Origin of the sequence: Kribbella lupini (genome assembly GCF_039529595.1) — a bacterium.
Classification (GTDB): Bacteria; Actinomycetota; Actinomycetes; order Propionibacteriales; family Kribbellaceae; genus Kribbella; species Kribbella lupini.
Genome location: NZ_BAAANC010000002.1, coordinates 2,079,461 through 2,096,468, shown reverse-complemented (window position 1 = coordinate 2,096,468; position 17,008 = coordinate 2,079,461). Strand labels below are relative to the sequence as shown.

At 70.7% G+C, this 17,008-nt stretch carries 16 protein-coding genes; 7 read left to right on the top strand and 9 right to left on the bottom strand.

Annotation, left to right across the window (positions count from 1 at the left end; genetic code table 11):
• Window positions 1-36 precede the first annotated feature (36 nt).
• Window positions 37-624, top strand: a complete 588-nt coding sequence (locus ABD235_RS23315) for a DJ-1/PfpI family protein (protein WP_344177473.1) — start codon at window positions 37-39, stop codon at window positions 622-624.
• A gap of 14 nt (window positions 625-638) precedes the next feature.
• Here ABD235_RS23315 and ABD235_RS23310 read toward each other — a convergent pair whose 3' ends face one another.
• From ABD235_RS23310 to ABD235_RS23275, 8 genes are read right to left on the bottom strand one after another with little or no spacing between them, the layout of a single operon-like run.
• Window positions 639-1,241, bottom strand: coding sequence for a TetR family transcriptional regulator (locus ABD235_RS23310; protein ID WP_344177471.1), 603 nt, complete (start codon window positions 1,239-1,241; stop codon window positions 639-641).
• The gene (locus ABD235_RS23305; RefSeq protein WP_344177469.1) at window positions 1,234-2,799 is read right to left on the bottom strand and encodes a 4-coumarate--CoA ligase family protein; all 1,566 of its coding nucleotides are present in this window, start codon (window positions 2,797-2,799) and stop codon (window positions 1,234-1,236) included. The genes ABD235_RS23310 and ABD235_RS23305 overlap by 8 nt, the downstream gene beginning before the upstream one ends.
• Window positions 2,800-2,844: 45 nt before the next feature.
• A complete protein-coding gene (locus ABD235_RS23300; RefSeq protein WP_344177467.1) occupies window positions 2,845-4,002 on the bottom strand; it encodes an acyl-CoA dehydrogenase family protein in 1,158 nt (385 codons plus the stop codon).
• Window positions 3,999-5,945, bottom strand: coding sequence for an ATP-binding protein (locus ABD235_RS23295; protein WP_425553161.1), 1,947 nt, complete (start codon window positions 5,943-5,945; stop codon window positions 3,999-4,001). The genes ABD235_RS23300 and ABD235_RS23295 overlap by 4 nt, the downstream gene beginning before the upstream one ends.
• The gene (locus ABD235_RS23290) at window positions 5,945-7,498 is read right to left on the bottom strand and encodes an acyl-CoA carboxylase subunit beta (protein ID WP_344177465.1); all 1,554 of its coding nucleotides are present in this window, start codon (window positions 7,496-7,498) and stop codon (window positions 5,945-5,947) included. The genes ABD235_RS23295 and ABD235_RS23290 overlap by 1 nt, the downstream gene beginning before the upstream one ends.
• On the bottom strand, window positions 7,495-8,610 hold the full coding sequence (locus ABD235_RS23285) for an acyl-CoA dehydrogenase family protein (protein WP_344177464.1): 1,116 nt from the start codon (window positions 8,608-8,610) through the stop codon (window positions 7,495-7,497). Before ABD235_RS23285 ends, ABD235_RS23290 begins: the two co-directional genes overlap by 4 nt.
• Window positions 8,607-10,328: an acyclic terpene utilization AtuA family protein gene (locus ABD235_RS23280; RefSeq protein WP_344177463.1), complete on the bottom strand. Its 1,722-nt coding sequence runs from the start codon at window positions 10,326-10,328 to the stop codon at window positions 8,607-8,609. Before ABD235_RS23280 ends, ABD235_RS23285 begins: the two co-directional genes overlap by 4 nt.
• 10 nt (window positions 10,329-10,338) lie before the next feature.
• Window positions 10,339-11,127 (bottom strand): TIGR03084 family metal-binding protein, encoded by a 789-nt coding sequence (locus ABD235_RS23275; RefSeq protein ID WP_344177461.1) that lies wholly within the window; start codon window positions 11,125-11,127, stop codon window positions 10,339-10,341.
• Between the two features lie 115 nt (window positions 11,128-11,242).
• Here ABD235_RS23275 and ABD235_RS23270 point away from each other — a divergent pair, with 115 nt between their 5' ends.
• The 6 genes from ABD235_RS23270 to ABD235_RS23245 all read left to right on the top strand — a co-directional run bounded on the left by ABD235_RS23270 (window position 11,243) and on the right by ABD235_RS23245 (window position 16,504).
• On the top strand, window positions 11,243-11,911 hold the full coding sequence (locus tag ABD235_RS23270; protein WP_344177459.1) for a Type 1 glutamine amidotransferase-like domain-containing protein: 669 nt from the start codon (window positions 11,243-11,245) through the stop codon (window positions 11,909-11,911).
• 80 nt (window positions 11,912-11,991) lie between these two features.
• A complete protein-coding gene (locus tag ABD235_RS23265) occupies window positions 11,992-12,726 on the top strand; it encodes a GntR family transcriptional regulator (protein WP_344177457.1) in 735 nt (244 codons plus the stop codon).
• A 53-nt stretch (window positions 12,727-12,779) separates the two neighbouring features.
• Window positions 12,780-13,436, top strand: a complete 657-nt coding sequence (locus ABD235_RS23260; RefSeq protein WP_344177455.1) for a nucleotidyltransferase domain-containing protein — start codon at window positions 12,780-12,782, stop codon at window positions 13,434-13,436.
• A 58-nt stretch (window positions 13,437-13,494) separates the two neighbouring features.
• Complete coding sequence (locus ABD235_RS23255; protein ID WP_344177453.1) at window positions 13,495-14,538, top strand: N-acetylglucosamine kinase; 1,044 nt, start codon at window positions 13,495-13,497, stop codon at window positions 14,536-14,538.
• Entirely contained in the window at window positions 14,535-15,197 is a 663-nt protein-coding gene (locus tag ABD235_RS23250) for an N-acetylmannosamine-6-phosphate 2-epimerase (RefSeq protein ID WP_344177451.1), read from the top strand. Before ABD235_RS23255 ends, ABD235_RS23250 begins: the two co-directional genes overlap by 4 nt.
• A gap of 77 nt (window positions 15,198-15,274) precedes the next feature.
• Window positions 15,275-16,504 (top strand): hypothetical protein, encoded by a 1,230-nt coding sequence (locus ABD235_RS23245; protein ID WP_344177449.1) that lies wholly within the window; start codon window positions 15,275-15,277, stop codon window positions 16,502-16,504.
• Here the strand turns inward: ABD235_RS23245 and ABD235_RS23240 are convergent.
• Complete coding sequence (locus ABD235_RS23240; protein ID WP_344177446.1) at window positions 16,501-17,007, bottom strand: CGNR zinc finger domain-containing protein; 507 nt, start codon at window positions 17,005-17,007, stop codon at window positions 16,501-16,503. The two genes, ABD235_RS23245 and ABD235_RS23240, sit on opposite strands and share 4 nt — an antisense overlap.
• Between the last annotated feature and the right edge of the window lies 1 nt (window position 17,008).

Below are 17,008 nucleotides of genomic sequence, written 5' to 3'. Positions count from 1 at the left end.
TGGGATTGCCCCGATCCTCCGGACGACGATGAGCGGATGCGGATTGACGTACTGATGTTCGAAGGAGTCGCCGAGGTCGACGCGCTGACGACGTTCGCGGTCTTCGCCAACGCCCAGCGCCGGGGGCTGGCGGTGGAGCCGTACCTCGTGACGGCGGACGGCGCGAGCCAGGTGACGGGTTGCTACGGCTCGACGTTCAGCGACCTGGTGCCGTGGTCGCCCGGGACGGCGCGGGTGCTGGCGGTGTCCGGTGGCTGGGTCCTGGAGGAAATCGAGCGCGGGGTCGTCCCACGGCAGTTGGCCGAGGCGAAGGCGGCTGGTGGTGAACAGCTCATCCTGGCCGGGATCGACTCCGGCGCGCTGCTGCTGGGCGCGGCCGGCTTGATCAGTGGGCGGCCGGCCACCACTCACAGGGCTGACTTCGGGCGGCTGGCCGAATGGGCCGAGGTGATCGACGCGCGGGTGGTCGACGACGGGGACCTGGTCACCTGTGGCAGCGGCTGGTTCGCCGGCGTCGACCTGGCCTGCTGGTTGCTGGAGCGCGAGCTCGGTGCTCCGGACGTCGTCGTTGCTCTGGAGCAGTGGATCGGGCGGGACCGACAGGGCACCGTCTGGCGGCACTGATCCCGCGGAGACCCTCAGTTCGCTAGCGCCTGGTCCAGGATCTTCGACCACTGCCGCACGATTCCGCGCCGCCGGCGGCCGTCGTCGGTGAGCAGGTCGGCCAAGCCCAGCCCCCGGGCCATGTCCAGGACGCCCTGCACCGTCTCCCGTACGCCGGGGGTCTTCTCGCTCACGTCGAGCACCTCCAGCAGGGCCCGGTGGGCCTGTCGGCCGACGTGGGCCTCCAGGCGGACGATTTGCCGGCGTAGCGGCTCCTCTGTTGACGCCGCGACCCACAGGTGCAGCGCCGCCCGGAAGAGCGGGCCGGTGTAGACGTCGGCGAGCATCGACACGATCGCCTCGGTGCGGCCGGCGCCGACCGGCAAGGCCGCGGCCTGGGAGCGGATCTCCGCGAGCCGGACCTCGGTCATGTACTCGACGGCGGCTTCGAAGAGGTCCGCTCGCGTCGGGAAGTGGTGCTGTGCCGCGCCGCGCGACACCCCGGCGCGCGCCGCGACGACGGCGACCGTCGTCGCGGCGTAGCCGACCTGGGCCAGCGACTCGACCGAAGCTTCCAGGAGCTTCTGCCGGGTCGCCCGGCTGCGATCCTGCTGCGGAGCGCGCAGCGGCTCAGCCACCCGTGGCCTCCCGTGCCCTCAGCTCGCGCCGCAGGATCTTGCCCGACGCGGCCTTCGGCACCGCCTCGATGAACTCCACCTGCCGCACCTTCTTGTACGGCGCCACCCGCTCGGCGACGTAGTCGATCACGTCCTGCTCGGTCAGCCCGCTGCCCGGCATCGGGACGACGAACGCCTTCGGCACCTCGTTGCCGTCGGCCTGTACGCCGATCACCGCCGCGTCCGCGATCCGGTCGTCGGTCAGCAGGATCGCCTCCAGCTCGGCCGGCGGCACCTGGTACCCGTGGTACTTGATCAGCTCCTTGACCCGGTCGACGACGTACAGGTAGCCGCGCTCGTCCACCCGCCCGATGTCGCCGGTGTGCAACCAGCCGTCCGGGTCGATCGTCGCGTCGGTCTCGGCCTGGCGTCCCAGGTACCCCTTCATCACCTGCGGTCCGCGGATCCAGATCTCACCGGTCTCCTCGGCGCCCACATCGTTGCCATCGGCACCGACCAGCCGCATCTCGGTGGACGGGAACAGCTTGCCCACGGCACCGGCCGGCGGATCGACAGCGTCCTGCGGTACGGCGTGCGTCCCGGGCGACAGCTCGGTCATCCCGTACGCCTGCAGTACGGCGTGCAGCCCGAGCCGCTTCGCGCACGCCTCGGCCAGCTCGGCGTCGAGCGGCGCCGCCGCCGAGGTCACGTACCGCAGCGCGGACAGGTCGACCCCGTCGACCGCCGGGTGCTTGGCCAGCGCGAGCACGATCGGCGGCGCGACGAACGCGCGGGTGATCCGCTGCTGGTCCAGCGTGGTGAGGAACTGGTCCAGGTCGAACTTCGGCAGCACCACGACGGTCGCGCCGGCCCGCAGCGGCAGGTTCATCAGCACGCTCAGCCCGTAGATGTGGAAGAACGGCAGGATCGCGATGATCCGCTCGTCCTCGCCCATCGTGAACGTCGCCTGGGCCTGGGCAATGTTGGTCGCGATGTTGCGGTGGGTCAGCATCACGCCCTTCGCGGCGCCCGTCGTACCACTGGAGTACGGCAGCACGGCGACGTCCTCGGCGGGGTCGATCGCAACGACAGGCTCCGGTCCGGTCGAGGCGACCAGCTCCATCACCGACCGGTACCCCTCGGCCTGGTCGCAGACGAGGATCTCCCGCACATCCGTGCCCTCGGTCGCGGCGGTCGCCAGCGGCAGGAACAGCGAGATCGTCACCAGCAACTTCGCCTTCGAGTCCACCAGCTGCTTGTGCAGCTCGGCGGCGTTGTAGAGCGCGTTGACCGTCGTCACGGTCGCCCCGGCCCGGGTCGCGCCGTAGAACGCGACCGGGTAGAGGATCGTGTTCGGGCTGTGCAGCGCGATCACGTCACCCTTGACGATGCCGAGCTCGGCGAAGCCGGCCGCGACCCGGCGACTCATCGCGTCCAGCTGCGCGTAGCTGATCTCCTGGCCGCTGACCCCGTCCACCAGGGCCGGCCGGTCGCCGTACTCCTGGGCGCGGCCGAGCACCGCCTCGTGGATCGGGACGTCGAGCACTTCCACCGGCGGGAACTCGCTGTAGATCACCATGGCTGGCGGTCCTTTCCGAAGCTGTGAAGCACGACTGTGGCGGACTCAGTACGACTTGGGTAGACCCAGCGAATGCTGCGCGACGAAGTTCAGGATCATCTCCCGGCTGACCGGCGCGATCCTGGTCGCGCGGGCCGCGGCGACCAGCGACGCGACGCCGTACTCGACCGTCATGCCGTTGCCGCCGAGCGACTGGACCGCCTGGTCGGTCGAGCGGACGCAAGCTTCGCCGGCGGCGTACTTGGCCATGTTCGCGGCCTCGCCGGCGGCCAGGTCCTCGCCCGCGTCGTACAGGGCGGCCGCCTTCTGCATCATCAGCCGGGCCAGCTCCAGCTCGATCTTGACCTGGGCCAGCGGGTGCGAGATCCCCTGGTGGGCGCCGATCGGCGTCTTCCAGACCTGCCGGTCCTTGACGTAGGCAACGGCCTTGCCGAGCGCGTGCCGGCCGATGCCGATCGCGAACGCCGAGGCCATGATCCGCTCGGGGTTGAGCCCGGCGAACAGCTGCAGCAACGCCGCGTCCTCCGAGCCGACCAGCGCCTCCGCGGGCAGCGTCACGTCGTCCAGGAACAACGAGAACTGCTTGTCCGGGCTGATCAGGTCCATCTCGATCTGCCGGAACTCGACGCCGGGCGCGTCGACGGGAACGATGAACAGCGCGGGCTTGAGCCGGCCGGTCTTCGCGTCCTCGGTCCGCCCGACGACCAGGACGGCCTGGGCGACGTCGAGGCCGGAGATGTAGACCTTCCGGCCCGACAGCGACCAGCCGTCGTCCGTACGCCGGGCGGTGGTCGTGATGTTGTGCGAGTTCGACCCGGCGTCCGGCTCGGTGATCGCGAACGCCATCGTCACCGAGCCGTCCGCGAGCCCGGGCAGCCAGCGCTGCTTCTGCCCGTCGGTGCCGAACCGGCTGATCACCGTGCCGCAGATCGCGGGGGAGACGACCATCATCAGCAGCGGGCACCCGGCCGCGCCGAGCTCCTCCAGCACGATCGACAGGTCGGCCATCCCGCCGCCGCCTCCGCCGTACTCCTCGGGCAGGTTCACGCCGAGGTAGCCGAGCTTGCCGGCCTCCTGCCACAGCTCGGTGGTCTGACCGCCGCTCCGCGCCTTCTCGGTGAACCAGGCGTAGCCGTACTTGTGCCCGAGCTCGCTCACCGCCGCCCGCAACGCCCGGCGTTCCTCGGTCTCGACGAAACTCATGCGTCCTCCCCACCTCGTACGACGGCCAGAACGGCCCCGACCTCGACCTGCTCACCCTTGGCGACGTTCAGCTCGACCACGACGCCGTCGGCCGGGGCGGAGATGGTGTGCTCCATCTTCATCGCCTCCAGCCAGAGCAGCGCCTGCCCTTGCTTCACCTCGTCGCCCACTTCCACCGCGACGCGGATCACCGATCCCGGCATCGGCGCCACCAGCGACCCAGCCGCCAGTTGGTCCGCCGGATCCGCGAACCGCTCCACCGGCACCAGCTGCACCGACCCGACGCACACCAGCCCCGGGTACGCCGCCACCGGGAACCGCCGCCGGACGCCGCCCACCTCCAGCACCACCAAGTCCGCCGACGCTTCGACCAGCGTCACGTCTCCGTCGGTGACGAGCCCGTCGCGCGTCAGCCGGTACGACACCTCGTACGTCGAGCCGCCCACGGCGTACGACTTCCGCTGCGCCTGCGACGGCAGGTTCCGCCACCCGCTCGGCAGTCGGCCCTGCACCTTGGCGCTCGCGCGATTGCGCGCCGCGTCCGCCAGTGCAGCCGCCAACGCGGACAGCTCGACCTCCTGCTTCTCCGCTCCCACGCCGTACCGGTCGAAGAACCCGGTATCGGTGTCCCCGGCAACGAACGCGGGATGCCGCAGCACCCACACCAGCAGCTCCCGGTTGGTCACCACTCCGTGGATCTCCGCCCGCTCCAACTCGACCGCCAACCGCCGCGCCGCCACCTCCCGCGTGGGCGCCCAGACGATCACCTTGGCCAGCATCGAGTCGTAGTACGGCGAAACCTCCGACCCGTCGACCACACCCGAATCCACCCGCACCCAAGGAGCACCACTCCGCAACCCACCGGCGGTGAACTCACTCCCAGCAAGGGCAAATCTGTGAAGCTTTCCGGTCTGGGGTTGCCAGTCCTGCGCCGGATCCTCCGCGTACAGCCGCACCTCGATCGCATGCCCCACCGGCTCCGGCGGCTCAGCGGGCAACGCCTCACCAGCGGCGATCGACAACTGCAAGGCCACCAGATCCAGCCCGGTCACGGACTCCGTCACCGGATGCTCGACCTGCAGCCGCGTGTTCATCTCCAGGAAGTAGAACTTCCCGCTCTCGTCCGCCAGGAACTCGACCGTCCCAGCCCCCACGTACCCGATCGCCTCAGCAGCCTTCCGCGCCGCCTCGAACAACGCGTCCCGCATCCCCGGAACCCGCTCCACCAAAGGCGAAGGCGACTCCTCCACCACCTTCTGATGCCGCCGCTGGATCGAGCACTCCCGCTCCCCAACCGCCCACACGGTCCCGAAGGAATCCGCCAGTACCTGGACCTCGATGTGCCGCCCGCTCGCCAGGTACGGCTCGCAGAACACCGTCCCGTCCCCGAACGCCGACAACGCCTCGGCCTCCGCGGACGCGATCTCCGCGCGCAGCTCCGCCAGGGACTCGACTACCCGCATACCCCGCCCGCCGCCACCTGCCGAGGCTTTCACCAGAACGGGCAGGTCCGCATCGGTGACATCACCAGCCGCGAGCTGCCGCAGGACCGGCACCCCCGCCGCGTCCATCAGCTTCTTGGCCTCGATCTTCGACCCCATCGCGGCGATCGCCGCGACCGGCGGCCCGATCCACGTCAGCCCGGCCTCGAGAACCGCCTCGGCGAACGCGGCGTTCTCCGACAGGAACCCGTACCCCGGATGCACCGCGTCCGCGCCCGCGGCCCGCGCGGCCGCGATCACCAAGTCCACCCGCAGGTACGTGTCCGAGGCCGCATGCCCCGGCAGATGAACCGCCGCGTCCGCCTCCCCGACGTACGGCGCCGAAGCGTCCGCGGTCGAGTGCACCGCCACGGTCCCCAGTCCCAGCGAGCGCGCGGTCCGGAACACCCGCCGGGCGATCTCCCCACGATTCGCGACAAGTACCGAGCTGATCATCGTCATCACATCCTGAACACGCCGAAGGAGGACGTGCCCTCCACCGGCGCCGAGTGGATCGCGGACAGGCACAGCCCGAGCACGGTCCGCGTGTCCCGCGGATCGATCACGCCGTCGTCGTACAGCCGCCCGGACAGGAACATCGGCAGCGACTCCGCCTCGATCTGCCCCTCGACGTACGCGCGCATCGCCGCGTCGCCGTCCTCGTCGTACGGCTGCCCCTTCGCGGACGCCGCCGCGCGAGCGACGATCGACAGGACGCCGGCCAACTGCTGCGGTCCCATCACCGCCGACTTCGCCGACGGCCAGGCGAACAGGAACCGCGGGTCGAAGGCCCGCCCGCACATCCCGTAGTGCCCGGCGCCGTACGACGCCCCCATCAGCACCGAGATGTGCGGCACCTTCGAGTTGGAGACCGCGTTGATCATCTGCGCGCCGTGCTTGATGATCCCGCCCTGCTCGTACTCCTGCCCGACCATGTACCCGGTCGTGTTGTGCAGGAAGACCAGCGGGGTGGACGACTTGTTGGCGAGCTGGATGAACTGCGCCGCCTTCTGCGACTCCTCCGAGAACAGCACCCCGCGCGCGTTCGCCAGGATCCCGACCTGATACCCGTGCACCGACGCCCACCCGGTCGCCAGCGACGACCCGTACAGCGGCTTGAACTCGTCGAACACCGACCCGTCCACCACCCGCGCGATCACCTCGCGCGGATCGAACGGGATCTTCAGGTCACCGGGCACGATCCCGAGCAGCTCGTCGGCGTCGTACCAGGGTTCCTCGTACGACGACGCCGGCGCGGGCCCGAGCTTCTTCCAGTTCAGCCGCGACACGATCTGCCGCCCGAGCCGGATCGCGTCGGGCTCGTCCACCGCGAAGTAGTCCGCCAGCCCGGAGACGCGCGCGTGCATCGCTGCCCCGCCGAGCGACTCGTCGTCGGCGTCCTCGCCGGTCGCCATCTTCACCAGCGGCGGCCCGGCCAGGAACACCTTGGCGCCGCCGTCGACCATCACCACGTAGTCGCTCATCCCCGGGATGTACGCGCCGCCCGCGGTCGAGTTGCCGAACACCAGCGCGATCGTCGGGATCCCCTCGGCCGACAGCCGGGTCAGGTTCCGGAACATCGCGCCGCCCGGGATGAAGATCTCCTTCTGCGTCGGCAGGTCCGCGCCGCCGGACTCGACCAGGCTGATCACCGGCAACCGGTTCGCCCGCGCGATCTCGTCCGCCCGCAACGCCTTCTTCACAGTCCACGGGTTGCTCGCGCCGCCCTTGACCGTCGGGTCGTTCGCGGTGATCACGCACTCGACGCCCTCGACCACGCCGATCCCGGTCACCAGGCTCGCGCCGACGGTGAAGTCGGATCCCCAGCCGGCCAGCGGCGACAACTCGAGGAACGCCGAGTCGGGATCGATCAGCAGCTCGATCCGCTCCCGGGCGAGCAGCTTGCCGCGCTGGTGGTGGCGGGCGACGTACTTCTCGCCGCCACCCGCCAGCGCCTTCTGGTGTTCCTCGTCGAGCGCTGCGAGCTTCTCCAGCATCGCTTCGCGGTTGCTCATGCGGTGTACCCCAGTCGTTTCGAGGCCAGGCCGGTCAGGATCTCCGTGGTGCCCCCGCCGATGGCGAGGATCTTCTGGTCGCGGTACTGCCGCTCGACCTCGGACTCGCGCATGTAGCCGAGTCCGCCGTGCAGCTGCAGCGCCTGGTCGCAGACCCACTGCCCGGCCTCGACGGCGGTGTTCTTGGCGAAGCAGACCTCGGCGATCACGTCCTCACCGCGCGACGCCCGCTCAGCCACGTGATGGACGTAGACCCGAGCGACGTCGATCCGCCGCGCCATCTCGGTCAACGTGAACTGCACGGTCTGCCGTGAGATCAGCGGCCGGTCGAAGGTCCTGCGCGCCCGGCACCACTCGACGGTCAGGTCGAGCGCGCGCTGCGCTCCGGCGTACGCCTGGACGGCGAGCGTCAGCCGTTCCGCGACGAAGTTCTGCGCCAGCTGGACGAAGCCCGTGCCCTCCTCGCCGACCAGGTTCTCGACCGGAACCCGGACGTCGGTGAACGACAGCTCGGCCGTGTCCGAGCACAGCCAGCCCATCTTCTCCAGCTTGCGGGAGACCTCGAAGTGCCCACGCTCGATCACCAGCAGCGAGATCCCGTGGGCACCGGGACCGCCCGTCCGTACCGCGGTCGTGACGAAATCCGCGCGGGAACCGCTGGTGATGTAGGTCTTCGCGCCGTTCACGACGTAGTGGTCCCCGTCGCGCCGCGCCGTCGTCCGCAGCGAGGCGACGTCGGACCCGCCGTCCGGCTCGGTGATCGCGAGCGATCCGATCAGCTCACCCGCCAGCGTCGGCCGCACCCACCGGTCGATGTGCGCTTGATTGCCTGCAGCAACGATATGGGGAAGCGCGATCCCGCAGGTCAGCAGCGACGCGACCAGCCCGCCGGACCCGCCGCTGGAGTGCATCTCCTCGACGACCGCGATCGCGTCCGCCAGCGACCCGCCGCCGCCACCGACCGCCTCCGGAAACGCGACCCCGAGCAGTCCCAGCTCCCCGGCCTTCTTGTGCAGCTCGCGCGGCAGCTCGCCGGCCCGCTCCCAGGAGTCCAGGTCGGGCAGCACTTCCGCCGCCATGAACCGTCGTACGGACTTCCGGAAGTCGTTCACAGCAACACCTCCGGTACGTCGACGTACCGCGACCGCAGCCACTCGCCGACCGCCTTCGCCTGCGGATCGAACCGCGCCTGCGACGCCACGCCCTCGCCGAGCAACCCTTCGACGACGAAGTTCAACGCCCACAGGTTCGGCAGCACGTACCGCGTCACGCGCAGGTCCTCGGTCTCGGGCAGCAACTCCTTGAACAGCCCGATCGTCAGCGTGTGCGCGAGCCAGCGCCACGCTGTCTCGTTCCGCACCCACACCCCGACGTTCGCGTCGCCGCCCTTGTCGCCGCTTCGCGCGCCGACCACTCGCCCGAGCGGCACCTCCCGCGTCAGCTGCCGTGCCGGACGTCCTGCTGCGACGAGCTGCGGCAGAGGCATCGGCAACTCCGCGTCCGCCGCGGGCTCCAGCACTTGCGTCTGAACAGCCGGTGCGATCACCCGCCGCGACCCGTCCGGCAGCACCACCACGTGCTCGACCTCGCCGACGTCGACGAACCCCGCCGTGAACACGCCGTACGGTGAACCGTCCTCCGGCGGCCGGGTCACGTGGAAGCCCGGGTAGCTCGCCAGCGCCAGCTCGACCGCCGCACTGGAGAAGGCGCGGCCGACGACCTTCGGATCGGGATCCTTGACCACGCACTTGAGCAGCACGCTCGCCAGCTCCTCGCTCGAAGCGTTCGGCTGCTCGGTCCAGGTCAGCGACCACTTCAGCTCGGCCGGCTTCCGGGTCAGACCGCGCTCGAGTTGCCGCTGGACCAGCTCGGACTTCGCCTCCAGCTCGAGCCCGGTCAGCACGAAGTCGACCTCGTTGCGGAACCCGCCGAGGCTGTTCAGCGACACCTTGTACGTCGGCGGCGGCGGCTCGCCGCGTACCCCGCTGATCCGGATCCGGTCGGGCCCGTCGTCGCTCAGCTCGATCGTGTCGAGCCGCGTGGTCACGTCCGGCCCGGCGTACCGGGCACCGGTGATCTCGTACAGCAGTTGGGCCTTGACCGTGTCGATCGTGACCGCGCCGCCGGTGCCGTCGTGCTTGGTGATCACGCTCGACCCGTCGGCGTGGATCTCCGCGATCGGGAACCCGGGCCGGTCGAGGTTGCGCAGCTCGTGGAAGAACGCGTAGTTCCCGCCGGTCGCCTGGCAGCCGCACTCGATCACGTGCCCGGCGACGACGGCGCCGGCCAGTTCGTCGTACTGGTCGGGGCGCCAGCCGTGGTGCGCTGCCGCCGGCCCGACGATCACCGACGCATCCGTCACCCGTCCGGTGACCACGACGTCCGCGCCCTCGCGCAGCGCCTCGGCGATTCCCCAGGCCCCCAGGTAGGCGTTGGCCGTCAGCGGCGTACCGAAGCCCAGCTCATCAGCCCGCGGCAGCAGGTCGTCACCCTCGACGAACGCTACCTTCGCCTGGAGCCCCAACTTGTCGGCAAGTCCATCGATCGCCTCCGCCAGTCCCGCGGGATTCAACCCACCCGCGTTGCTGACCACTTTCACCCCGCGATCGAGCGCCTCCCCGAGCCCGGTCTCGAGCTGCTTGAGGAACGTCCGCGCGTAGCCGAGCGAAGGATCCTTCAACCGGTCCCGCCCGAGGATCAGCATCGTCAGCTCGGCGAGGTAGTCACCGGTGACGTAGTCGAGCGGCCCACCGGTCACCATCTCGTGGAACGCGCTGAACCGGTCGCCGTAGAACCCCGACGCGTTGCCGATCCGAACCGGCGCGGTCATCGCCACCCCTTCAGCCGAGCTGTCCCGCGACGCGGCCCTTGCCGGGCAGCCCGGCGAAGGCCTGGATGATCCCGAGCCACTCCTCGGCATCCGCGCCGACCGCCTCGACCGCGAGGTCGTCGCGGTGCCGGCGCTGGGTCGCGAGCAGGCAGAAGTCGAGCGCCGGCCCGGTTACCCGCTGGTCCGCGGTCGGGTCGCCGTACGTCCAGGTCGTGCCGTCGGGCGCGATGAGTTCCACGTGGAACGGCTGCGTCGGCGGCTTCCGGTCGTGCAGCAGGTACGAGAAGTCGCGCGTCCGTACGGCGAGGTGCGCGACGTGCCGCAACCGGCTCGACGGCTGCCGGCTCACGCCGAGCCCGTCGTGGATGTCCTGCCCGTGCGCCCACGTCTCCATCAGCCGCGCGGTCGCCATCGAGGTCGCACTCATCGGCGGCCCGAACCAGGCGATCTTCTCGCCCGCCGGCACCTGCGTCAGCGCCTCGGCCAGCTCGGCGCGCGTCTCCCGCCAGTACGGCAGCAGTTGATCCGTCGGCAGCGCGGCGCCCTCGGCCGCACCCTTGTCGACGTACCCCGCCGGATCGGCGGCCGCTCGCTGCAGCGTCGCCTGGAACTCGTCCCGATCGGTCATCGCGCTCAGCGCGGCCTCGTCGGTCCAGGCCAGGTGCGCGATCTGGTGCGCGATCGACCAGCCCTCCGCCGGTGTCGGAGTCGCCCAGGCATCCGCGGCCAGCCCGGCCACCACCATGTCCAGCTCGGCGTTCTCAGCCCACAGATCGGCCAGTACCTCGTCCAGGTCCATCGGCCGAGCGTCCCATCCTGGGCAAAAAGAATCAAGGGTGCTTGTTTTGCTCCGGCTGTCCGTGCCGAGAGCTAGGCTCGCCGGGCCGACGACGACCGACCTGGGACGGGCCGCCATGAAACTTCTGCTCACGGACTCGGGCATCATCAACCGGAGCATCACCGACGCGCTGGTGGATCTGCTGGGCAAGCCGATCGCCGAGTCCAGTGCCCTCTACGTGCCGACCGCGATCTACGCCAAGCCCATCGGTGCCGAGATGGCCTACCGCACGATCAGCGGGCAAGAGCCCAGGGCGCCGATGACCGAGCTGGGCTGGAAGTCCGTCGGCGTGCTGGAGCTCACTGCGCTGCCAAGCCTCGACCGGGAGCTGTGGGTGCCGAAGGTCCGGGAGGCCGACGTCCTGCTCGTGGGAGGCGGTGATCCCCTCTACCTGCACTACTGGATGCAGCAGTCCGGACTGGCTGAGCTGCTCCCGTCGCTGGATGCGGTCTACGTGGGACTGAGCGCCGGCAGCATGGTGATGACGCCGCGGATCGGCGCGAGCTTCGTCGGCTGGACTCCGCCCGGTGGCAGCGACGACACCACGCTGGGGCTCGTCGACTTCGCGATGTTCCCGCACCTGGACTACCCGGGGATGGACGAGAACACGATGGCCCACGCCGAGCAGTGGGCCGCCGAGCTGCCGATCCGGTCCTACGCGACCGACAACCAAACAGCGCTGAAGGTCGTCGACGGGACGGTCGAGGTGATCTCCGAGGGGCACTGGCGGCTCTTCGAGGCCTAGGGGAGTTTCGGGGCCTGCCAGTCCTTTGCAACCTGGTGGAATGGCTACCGAACAAGCCGCACGGCTGGTAGCCAGGACCAATGCCGAGTTCGCTGCCCGGGAAGGCCGCCGAGATCCGGGCGCTGCTGCTCTCGCTGATCGACACCCTGCCGCAGGGCGCCGCGTTGCCGGCCGAGCGCGAGTTGGCCGTGCGCTGGAACGTCGCCCGGATGACGCTGCGCCGCGCGGTCGACGAGCTGGTGATCGAGGAACTGCTCGTCCGCCGGCACGGCAGCGGTACCTACACGACCCGCCCGAAGGTCGCGAAGTGGCTCGGCATGACCGGCTTCTCCGAGGACATCCGCCGCCGCGGGATGACGCCGGGCAGCCGGACGCTGGACTTCCGCCGCGAGAAGGCCTCGCGGACCTCCGCTCGCCGGCTGCGCATCCCGGTCGGCGATCCGGTGCTGACCTTCACCCGCCTCCGGCTCGCCGACGACCTGCCGATGGTGGTCGAGCACACCACCGTCCCCGGCAGCTACGTGCCCGGTCTGGAGGCCGAGGACCTGGACGGCTCCCTGTACGAGGTGCTCGCCGCGCGGTACGGGATCGAGCTGGTCAGCGGTACGTCGAGGCTCGAGCCGGTGCTGCCCGATGCGAAGACCGCCGGCTGGCTCGACATCTCCACGACGCAGCCGTGCCTGGCGTCGTACGGGATCAGCTTGGACCGCCGCGAGCGCGTCTTCGAGTACACCTCGGCGGTCTACCGCGGCGACCGGTACGCCTTCACCGCCGAGCTGCGGATGACGCCGACCGTGCGTGCGAGAGGTCTTTGAGTCGTCACGGAAAGTAGGCGATTGATCACAATAGTCACTACAGTCACAGAACTATGGACTTCGGCAGGCCGATCGGAACCGTCGTACCGTCACTGGACGGCGCTGTGCTGCAGGTGCTCGCGGGCGCCGATCGGGGACTGTCCGGGCGGCAGGTGCACGGTCTCGCCGGAGTCGGCAGCGTGGCCGGCGTACGGCTGGTGCTGCAGCGACTGACCTCGACCGGGCTGGTCCACGTCGCCGAGGCGGGCAACTCGCTGCTCTACACGCTCAACCGCAAGCACCTCGCCGCCCAGGCCGTCGAACTGCTCTCCGGACTGCGGACCACGTTCGTCACCAGCCTGCGCGCCGAACTGGCCACCTGGACCCTTCCCCCGGTGCACGCCAGCCTGTACGGCGCTGCCGCCCGCGGCGACGGCGACCTGGACAGCGACGTCGACGTGCTGCTGATCCGGCCCGATGAAGTTGCCGCTGACAACGATCAGTGGGAGCGGCAGGCCGCCGACCTGCTCCGCACGGTCGTCGACATGACCGGCAACGCGGCCCAGTTCTACGAGCTCGACCTGACCGAGCTCACCGCCCACGTCACCGGCAACGAGCCGATCGTCGACAGTTGGTGCGACGAGTCCGTGACGGTGTACGGCGCCGACCTCACCACGGTCCTGAGCCGCCTGCACACCACCCGCGAACTGCTCTACACGACCTCGCGGTAGGACTGGTCCACCCGGACTCCTTTACCTGCGGCGGCCGAACGGCCAGAGTGGTCCCGCAATGATCAACCTCGCAATTGACGGCGGCCAGTCCGCCCTTCGCCTCCGCGTCCTCCCCGACGGCAGAACCGGCCAAGGCCCCGGTTACCGCCACGGCCCCGACAGCTTCGCCGCCACGGTCGAAGCGATCCGCACCGCCGCCCGCGACGCCGGCGTCGCGGAACGAGTCGGCAGGATCCGCCCCGCGCCCGGCGGTCGTCTCGCCGAGCCGCTCGACCCGAGCCACCCCGCTCTGACAGGTCGTCCCACCGAGCCCGTCGACCCGGGGCGTACGGACCTCACGTTGCCCATCGACACGCTCGGCGCGGCCGCGTTCGGCGCGCGCCTGTCCGAGCCGGTCGACACGGTCTGCCTCGGGCTGACCGGTTTCCCGCCCGACCCGGCCGTCGCCGCGCGGCTCGCCGGGCACATCGCCCGGTCGCTGCCCGCCCGCGAGGTGCGGCTCACGCAGGACATGGTCACCGCCCACGCCGGCGCCCTGCCCGACGGGTACGGCGTAGTAGTTGCCGCAGGCACCGGGTTGGTGTGCCTCGGCGTCGACCGCGACGGCACGTGGCGCAAGGTCGACGGCCACGGGTACCTCTTCGGCGACGCCGGCAGCGCCTTCGCCATCGGTCGCGCCGGCCTGGCCGCCGTCCAGCGGGCCCGCGACGGCCGCGGTCCCGCGACCACGCTCGACGGGACCGAGCTCGATCCGGTCAGCCTCTATCCCTCACCGACGCTCGTGGCGGACGTGGCCGCATTCGCCCCCGAGGTCTTCCGCCACGCCCCGAACGATGCCGTCGCGCAGGCGATCGTCGACCAGGCCGCCCGCGACATCGCCGACACCATCCACGCCGCGCTGCTCGGAGCGGACGACGTACCGGTCGCCCTCGTCGGCGGCCTCTTCGACGGCGCCGGCGACCAACTCCTGGACCCGCTGCGCGCGGCCCTCTCGCCGCGCGCCCGACTCACCCCGCCCGCCGGCACCTCGCTGGACGGCGCCGAACGCCTGGCCACGGGCGACCTCACGCCGTACGCCGATCTGGTGGTGATCCACCGATGATTCCCACCAACTCGCTCGTCGTCTCCTGCCAAGCGGCCCCTGGCAACCCCTTCTTCTCACCGGAAGCCATGGCCCTGATGGCCCGCGCCGCCGAAGCCGGCGGCGCCGCGGCGATCCGTGCCAACAGCCCCGCCGACATCGCCGCGATCCGCGCCGTCACCGGCCTCCCGATCATCGGTCTGCACAAACTCGGCGACCCGTCCGGCGTCTTCATCACCCCGACCTTCGCGGCGGCGGCCGGAGTCGCCGAAGCAGGCGCCGACCTCATCGCCCTGGACGCCACCCAACGCCCGCGCCCCGACGGCACCAGCCTCATCGACCAGATCGCCCGCATCCACACCGAACTCGGCCTGCCGGTCCTGGCCGACGTCGACACCCACGAAGCCGGCCTGGCCGCCCGCGAAGCCGGCGCCGATCTCGTCGCGACCACCCTCTCCGGCTATACCAATTCCATTCCCGCAACCGCGCCTGACATCGACCTTGTCCGGTCCCTCGCCACTACCCTCGACTGCCCGGTCATCGCCGAGGGCCGCTTCCGCACCGCCGACGACATCCGCGCCGCCCGCCAGGCCGGCGCCCACGCGGTGGTGGTCGGTACCGCGATCACCAACCCGATGGAGACGACCGCCTGGTTCGCCGCGGCGATGAAAGTGGTCTAAACAAAGTTCCGGCGATCCCCTTCCACCCCGGCCGCTCCCGGCGTATGCATGACCCACACCGGAGAGGGAGCACCACGATGTCGGACTTGCTGCTGGCTGCCACGTCGCTCGACGTCACCCCGCCACCCGGGCACCGCATGGACGGCTACGCGGCCCGCTCCGACCTCGCCACCGGTACGGCGGATCCGCTGCAGGCCACGATCATCTGGCTCTCCACCGAATCGGCACCCGGCGTCCTCTGGCTCAGCCTCGACGCCATCGCCGCCGGTACGGACCTCACCGCCGAGCTCTCCGCAGCCGCCGCCTCGGCTGCCGGCATCCCGGCCGAGAACGTGCTGGTCTGCGCCTCCCACACCCACTCGGGCCCCTCCGGCTGGACCGGCGAGATCCACCCGGTCATCCCCGCCGAGCGCGAACCCGCGCTGGTCGACCAGCTCGTCACCGCCGTGGCCAACGCCTCCCTCGTACGCCGTCCGGTCCGCGCGTCCTGGCGCTCGACCGAGGTGATCGGCGTCGGCACCAACCGCCACCGCCGCAACGGCCCGCACGACAACACCGCCGGCATCCTCGCCCTGCACGACCTCGACGGCACCCTCGCCGCGATCCTCCTCGACTTCGCCTGCCACCCGACCGCCCACGGCCCCGAGAACCTCCAGTGGTCCGCCGACTGGCCCGGCGCCACCCGCGCGGCCCTGGCCCCGACGATCGTCGGCTACCTCCAGGGCGCCGCCGGCGACGTCAGCCCCCGCTTCACCCGCCAGTCCCGAGGCCCGGAAGAAGTCACCCGCCTCGGCAAGATCCTGGCCGAGGAAGTCGCCGAGTCCCTGAAGTCGCCAGGCCTCGACCTCCCGTCGACGGCCCCCACCATCCGCCGTACAACCGCCCGCCTCCCCGTCCGCGACCTCCCGACCGAGTCCCCCACCCTCGAGCCGGCCGTCACCGGCGACTCCCCAACCCAACGCATGGCCCAAACCCGCCAAGAGGGAGCCCGTGGGCAGGCCCTGATGTCCACCACCACCCTCCCCGCCACCTACGACCTCCCCCTGAGTCACGTGACCTTGGGCCCGGTCGCCTGGCTCCACCTCCCGGTAGAACTCTTCGCCCTCCACGGCATCTACCTGCAGGCCACCAGCCCCCACCCCATCACAAGAGTCATCGGCTACACCGACGGCTACTTCGGCTACGTCGTCGACCCCGACGCCGCCCACCACCAAACCTACGAAGCCCTCATCACCTTCTTCGACCAGCAAGCCACCACCACCCTCCTCACCGCAGCCACCGACCTCCTCACCGGCTGGCGAAACTAGGAGCTCTTGCGGGCCCGGTAGGCCGCGACGGTCGTCCGGCTGGCGCAGGCGTTGGAGCAGAAGCGGCGGGTGCGGTTGCGGGACTGGTCGACGAAGTAGTTCTCGCAGCCGGCCGCGGCGCATCGACCCAGCGTCACCGCCGGATCGCCGGCCGCGACCAGGGCGAGTTCGGCGGCGATCAGTTGGCCGGCCCAGCGCTTGGCCGGGGTGCCGTTGCGGCTGAAGTGGACGTGCCACGCGCCGTCGTGGTCGGACAGGTGCATGTCCGGCGGGTAATCACGCAGCAGTCGCTGTACGGCGTCCGGCGCGGCGCCGTCGACCGTTTGCGCGAGGGCCGTCCGGACGACGTCTGGCAGGTCGCCGTACCGGCCGTCGGTCGGCGGAGTGATCTCGTGCTCGGCGAAGAAGGTGGCCACCAGTTCGTCGTACGGGTCGAGCGTGCCGGTGTTGGCCAGCTCGACGGCCAGCCGGGTCACGTTCCCGATGTAGTGACCGTATTGCACT

Bases quoted from the DNA above. Each gene is read 5' to 3' on its own strand.
- ABD235_RS23315 (WP_344177473.1), top strand. From the start codon at position 37: ATGCGGATTGACGTACTGATGTTCGAAGGAGTCGCCGAGGTCGACGCG.
- ABD235_RS23305 (WP_344177469.1), bottom strand. From the start codon at position 2,799: ATGGTGATCTACAGCGAGTTCCCGCCGGTGGAAGTGCTCGACGTCCCG.
- ABD235_RS23300 (WP_344177467.1), bottom strand. From the start codon at position 4,002: ATGAGTTTCGTCGAGACCGAGGAACGCCGGGCGTTGCGGGCGGCGGTG.
- ABD235_RS23295 (WP_425553161.1), bottom strand. From the start codon at position 5,945: ATGACGATGATCAGCTCGGTACTTGTCGCGAATCGTGGGGAGATCGCC.
- ABD235_RS23290 (WP_344177465.1), bottom strand. From the start codon at position 7,498: ATGAGCAACCGCGAAGCGATGCTGGAGAAGCTCGCAGCGCTCGACGAG.
- ABD235_RS23280 (WP_344177463.1), bottom strand. From the start codon at position 10,328: ATGACCGCGCCGGTTCGGATCGGCAACGCGTCGGGGTTCTACGGCGAC.
- ABD235_RS23275 (WP_344177461.1), bottom strand. From the start codon at position 11,127: ATGGACCTGGACGAGGTACTGGCCGATCTGTGGGCTGAGAACGCCGAG.
- ABD235_RS23270 (WP_344177459.1), top strand. From the start codon at position 11,243: ATGAAACTTCTGCTCACGGACTCGGGCATCATCAACCGGAGCATCACC.
- ABD235_RS23265 (WP_344177457.1), top strand. From the start codon at position 11,992: ATGCCGAGTTCGCTGCCCGGGAAGGCCGCCGAGATCCGGGCGCTGCTG.
- ABD235_RS23260 (WP_344177455.1), top strand. From the start codon at position 12,780: ATGGACTTCGGCAGGCCGATCGGAACCGTCGTACCGTCACTGGACGGC.
- ABD235_RS23255 (WP_344177453.1), top strand. From the start codon at position 13,495: ATGATCAACCTCGCAATTGACGGCGGCCAGTCCGCCCTTCGCCTCCGC.
- ABD235_RS23250 (WP_344177451.1), top strand. From the start codon at position 14,535: ATGATTCCCACCAACTCGCTCGTCGTCTCCTGCCAAGCGGCCCCTGGC.
- ABD235_RS23245 (WP_344177449.1), top strand. From the start codon at position 15,275: ATGTCGGACTTGCTGCTGGCTGCCACGTCGCTCGACGTCACCCCGCCA.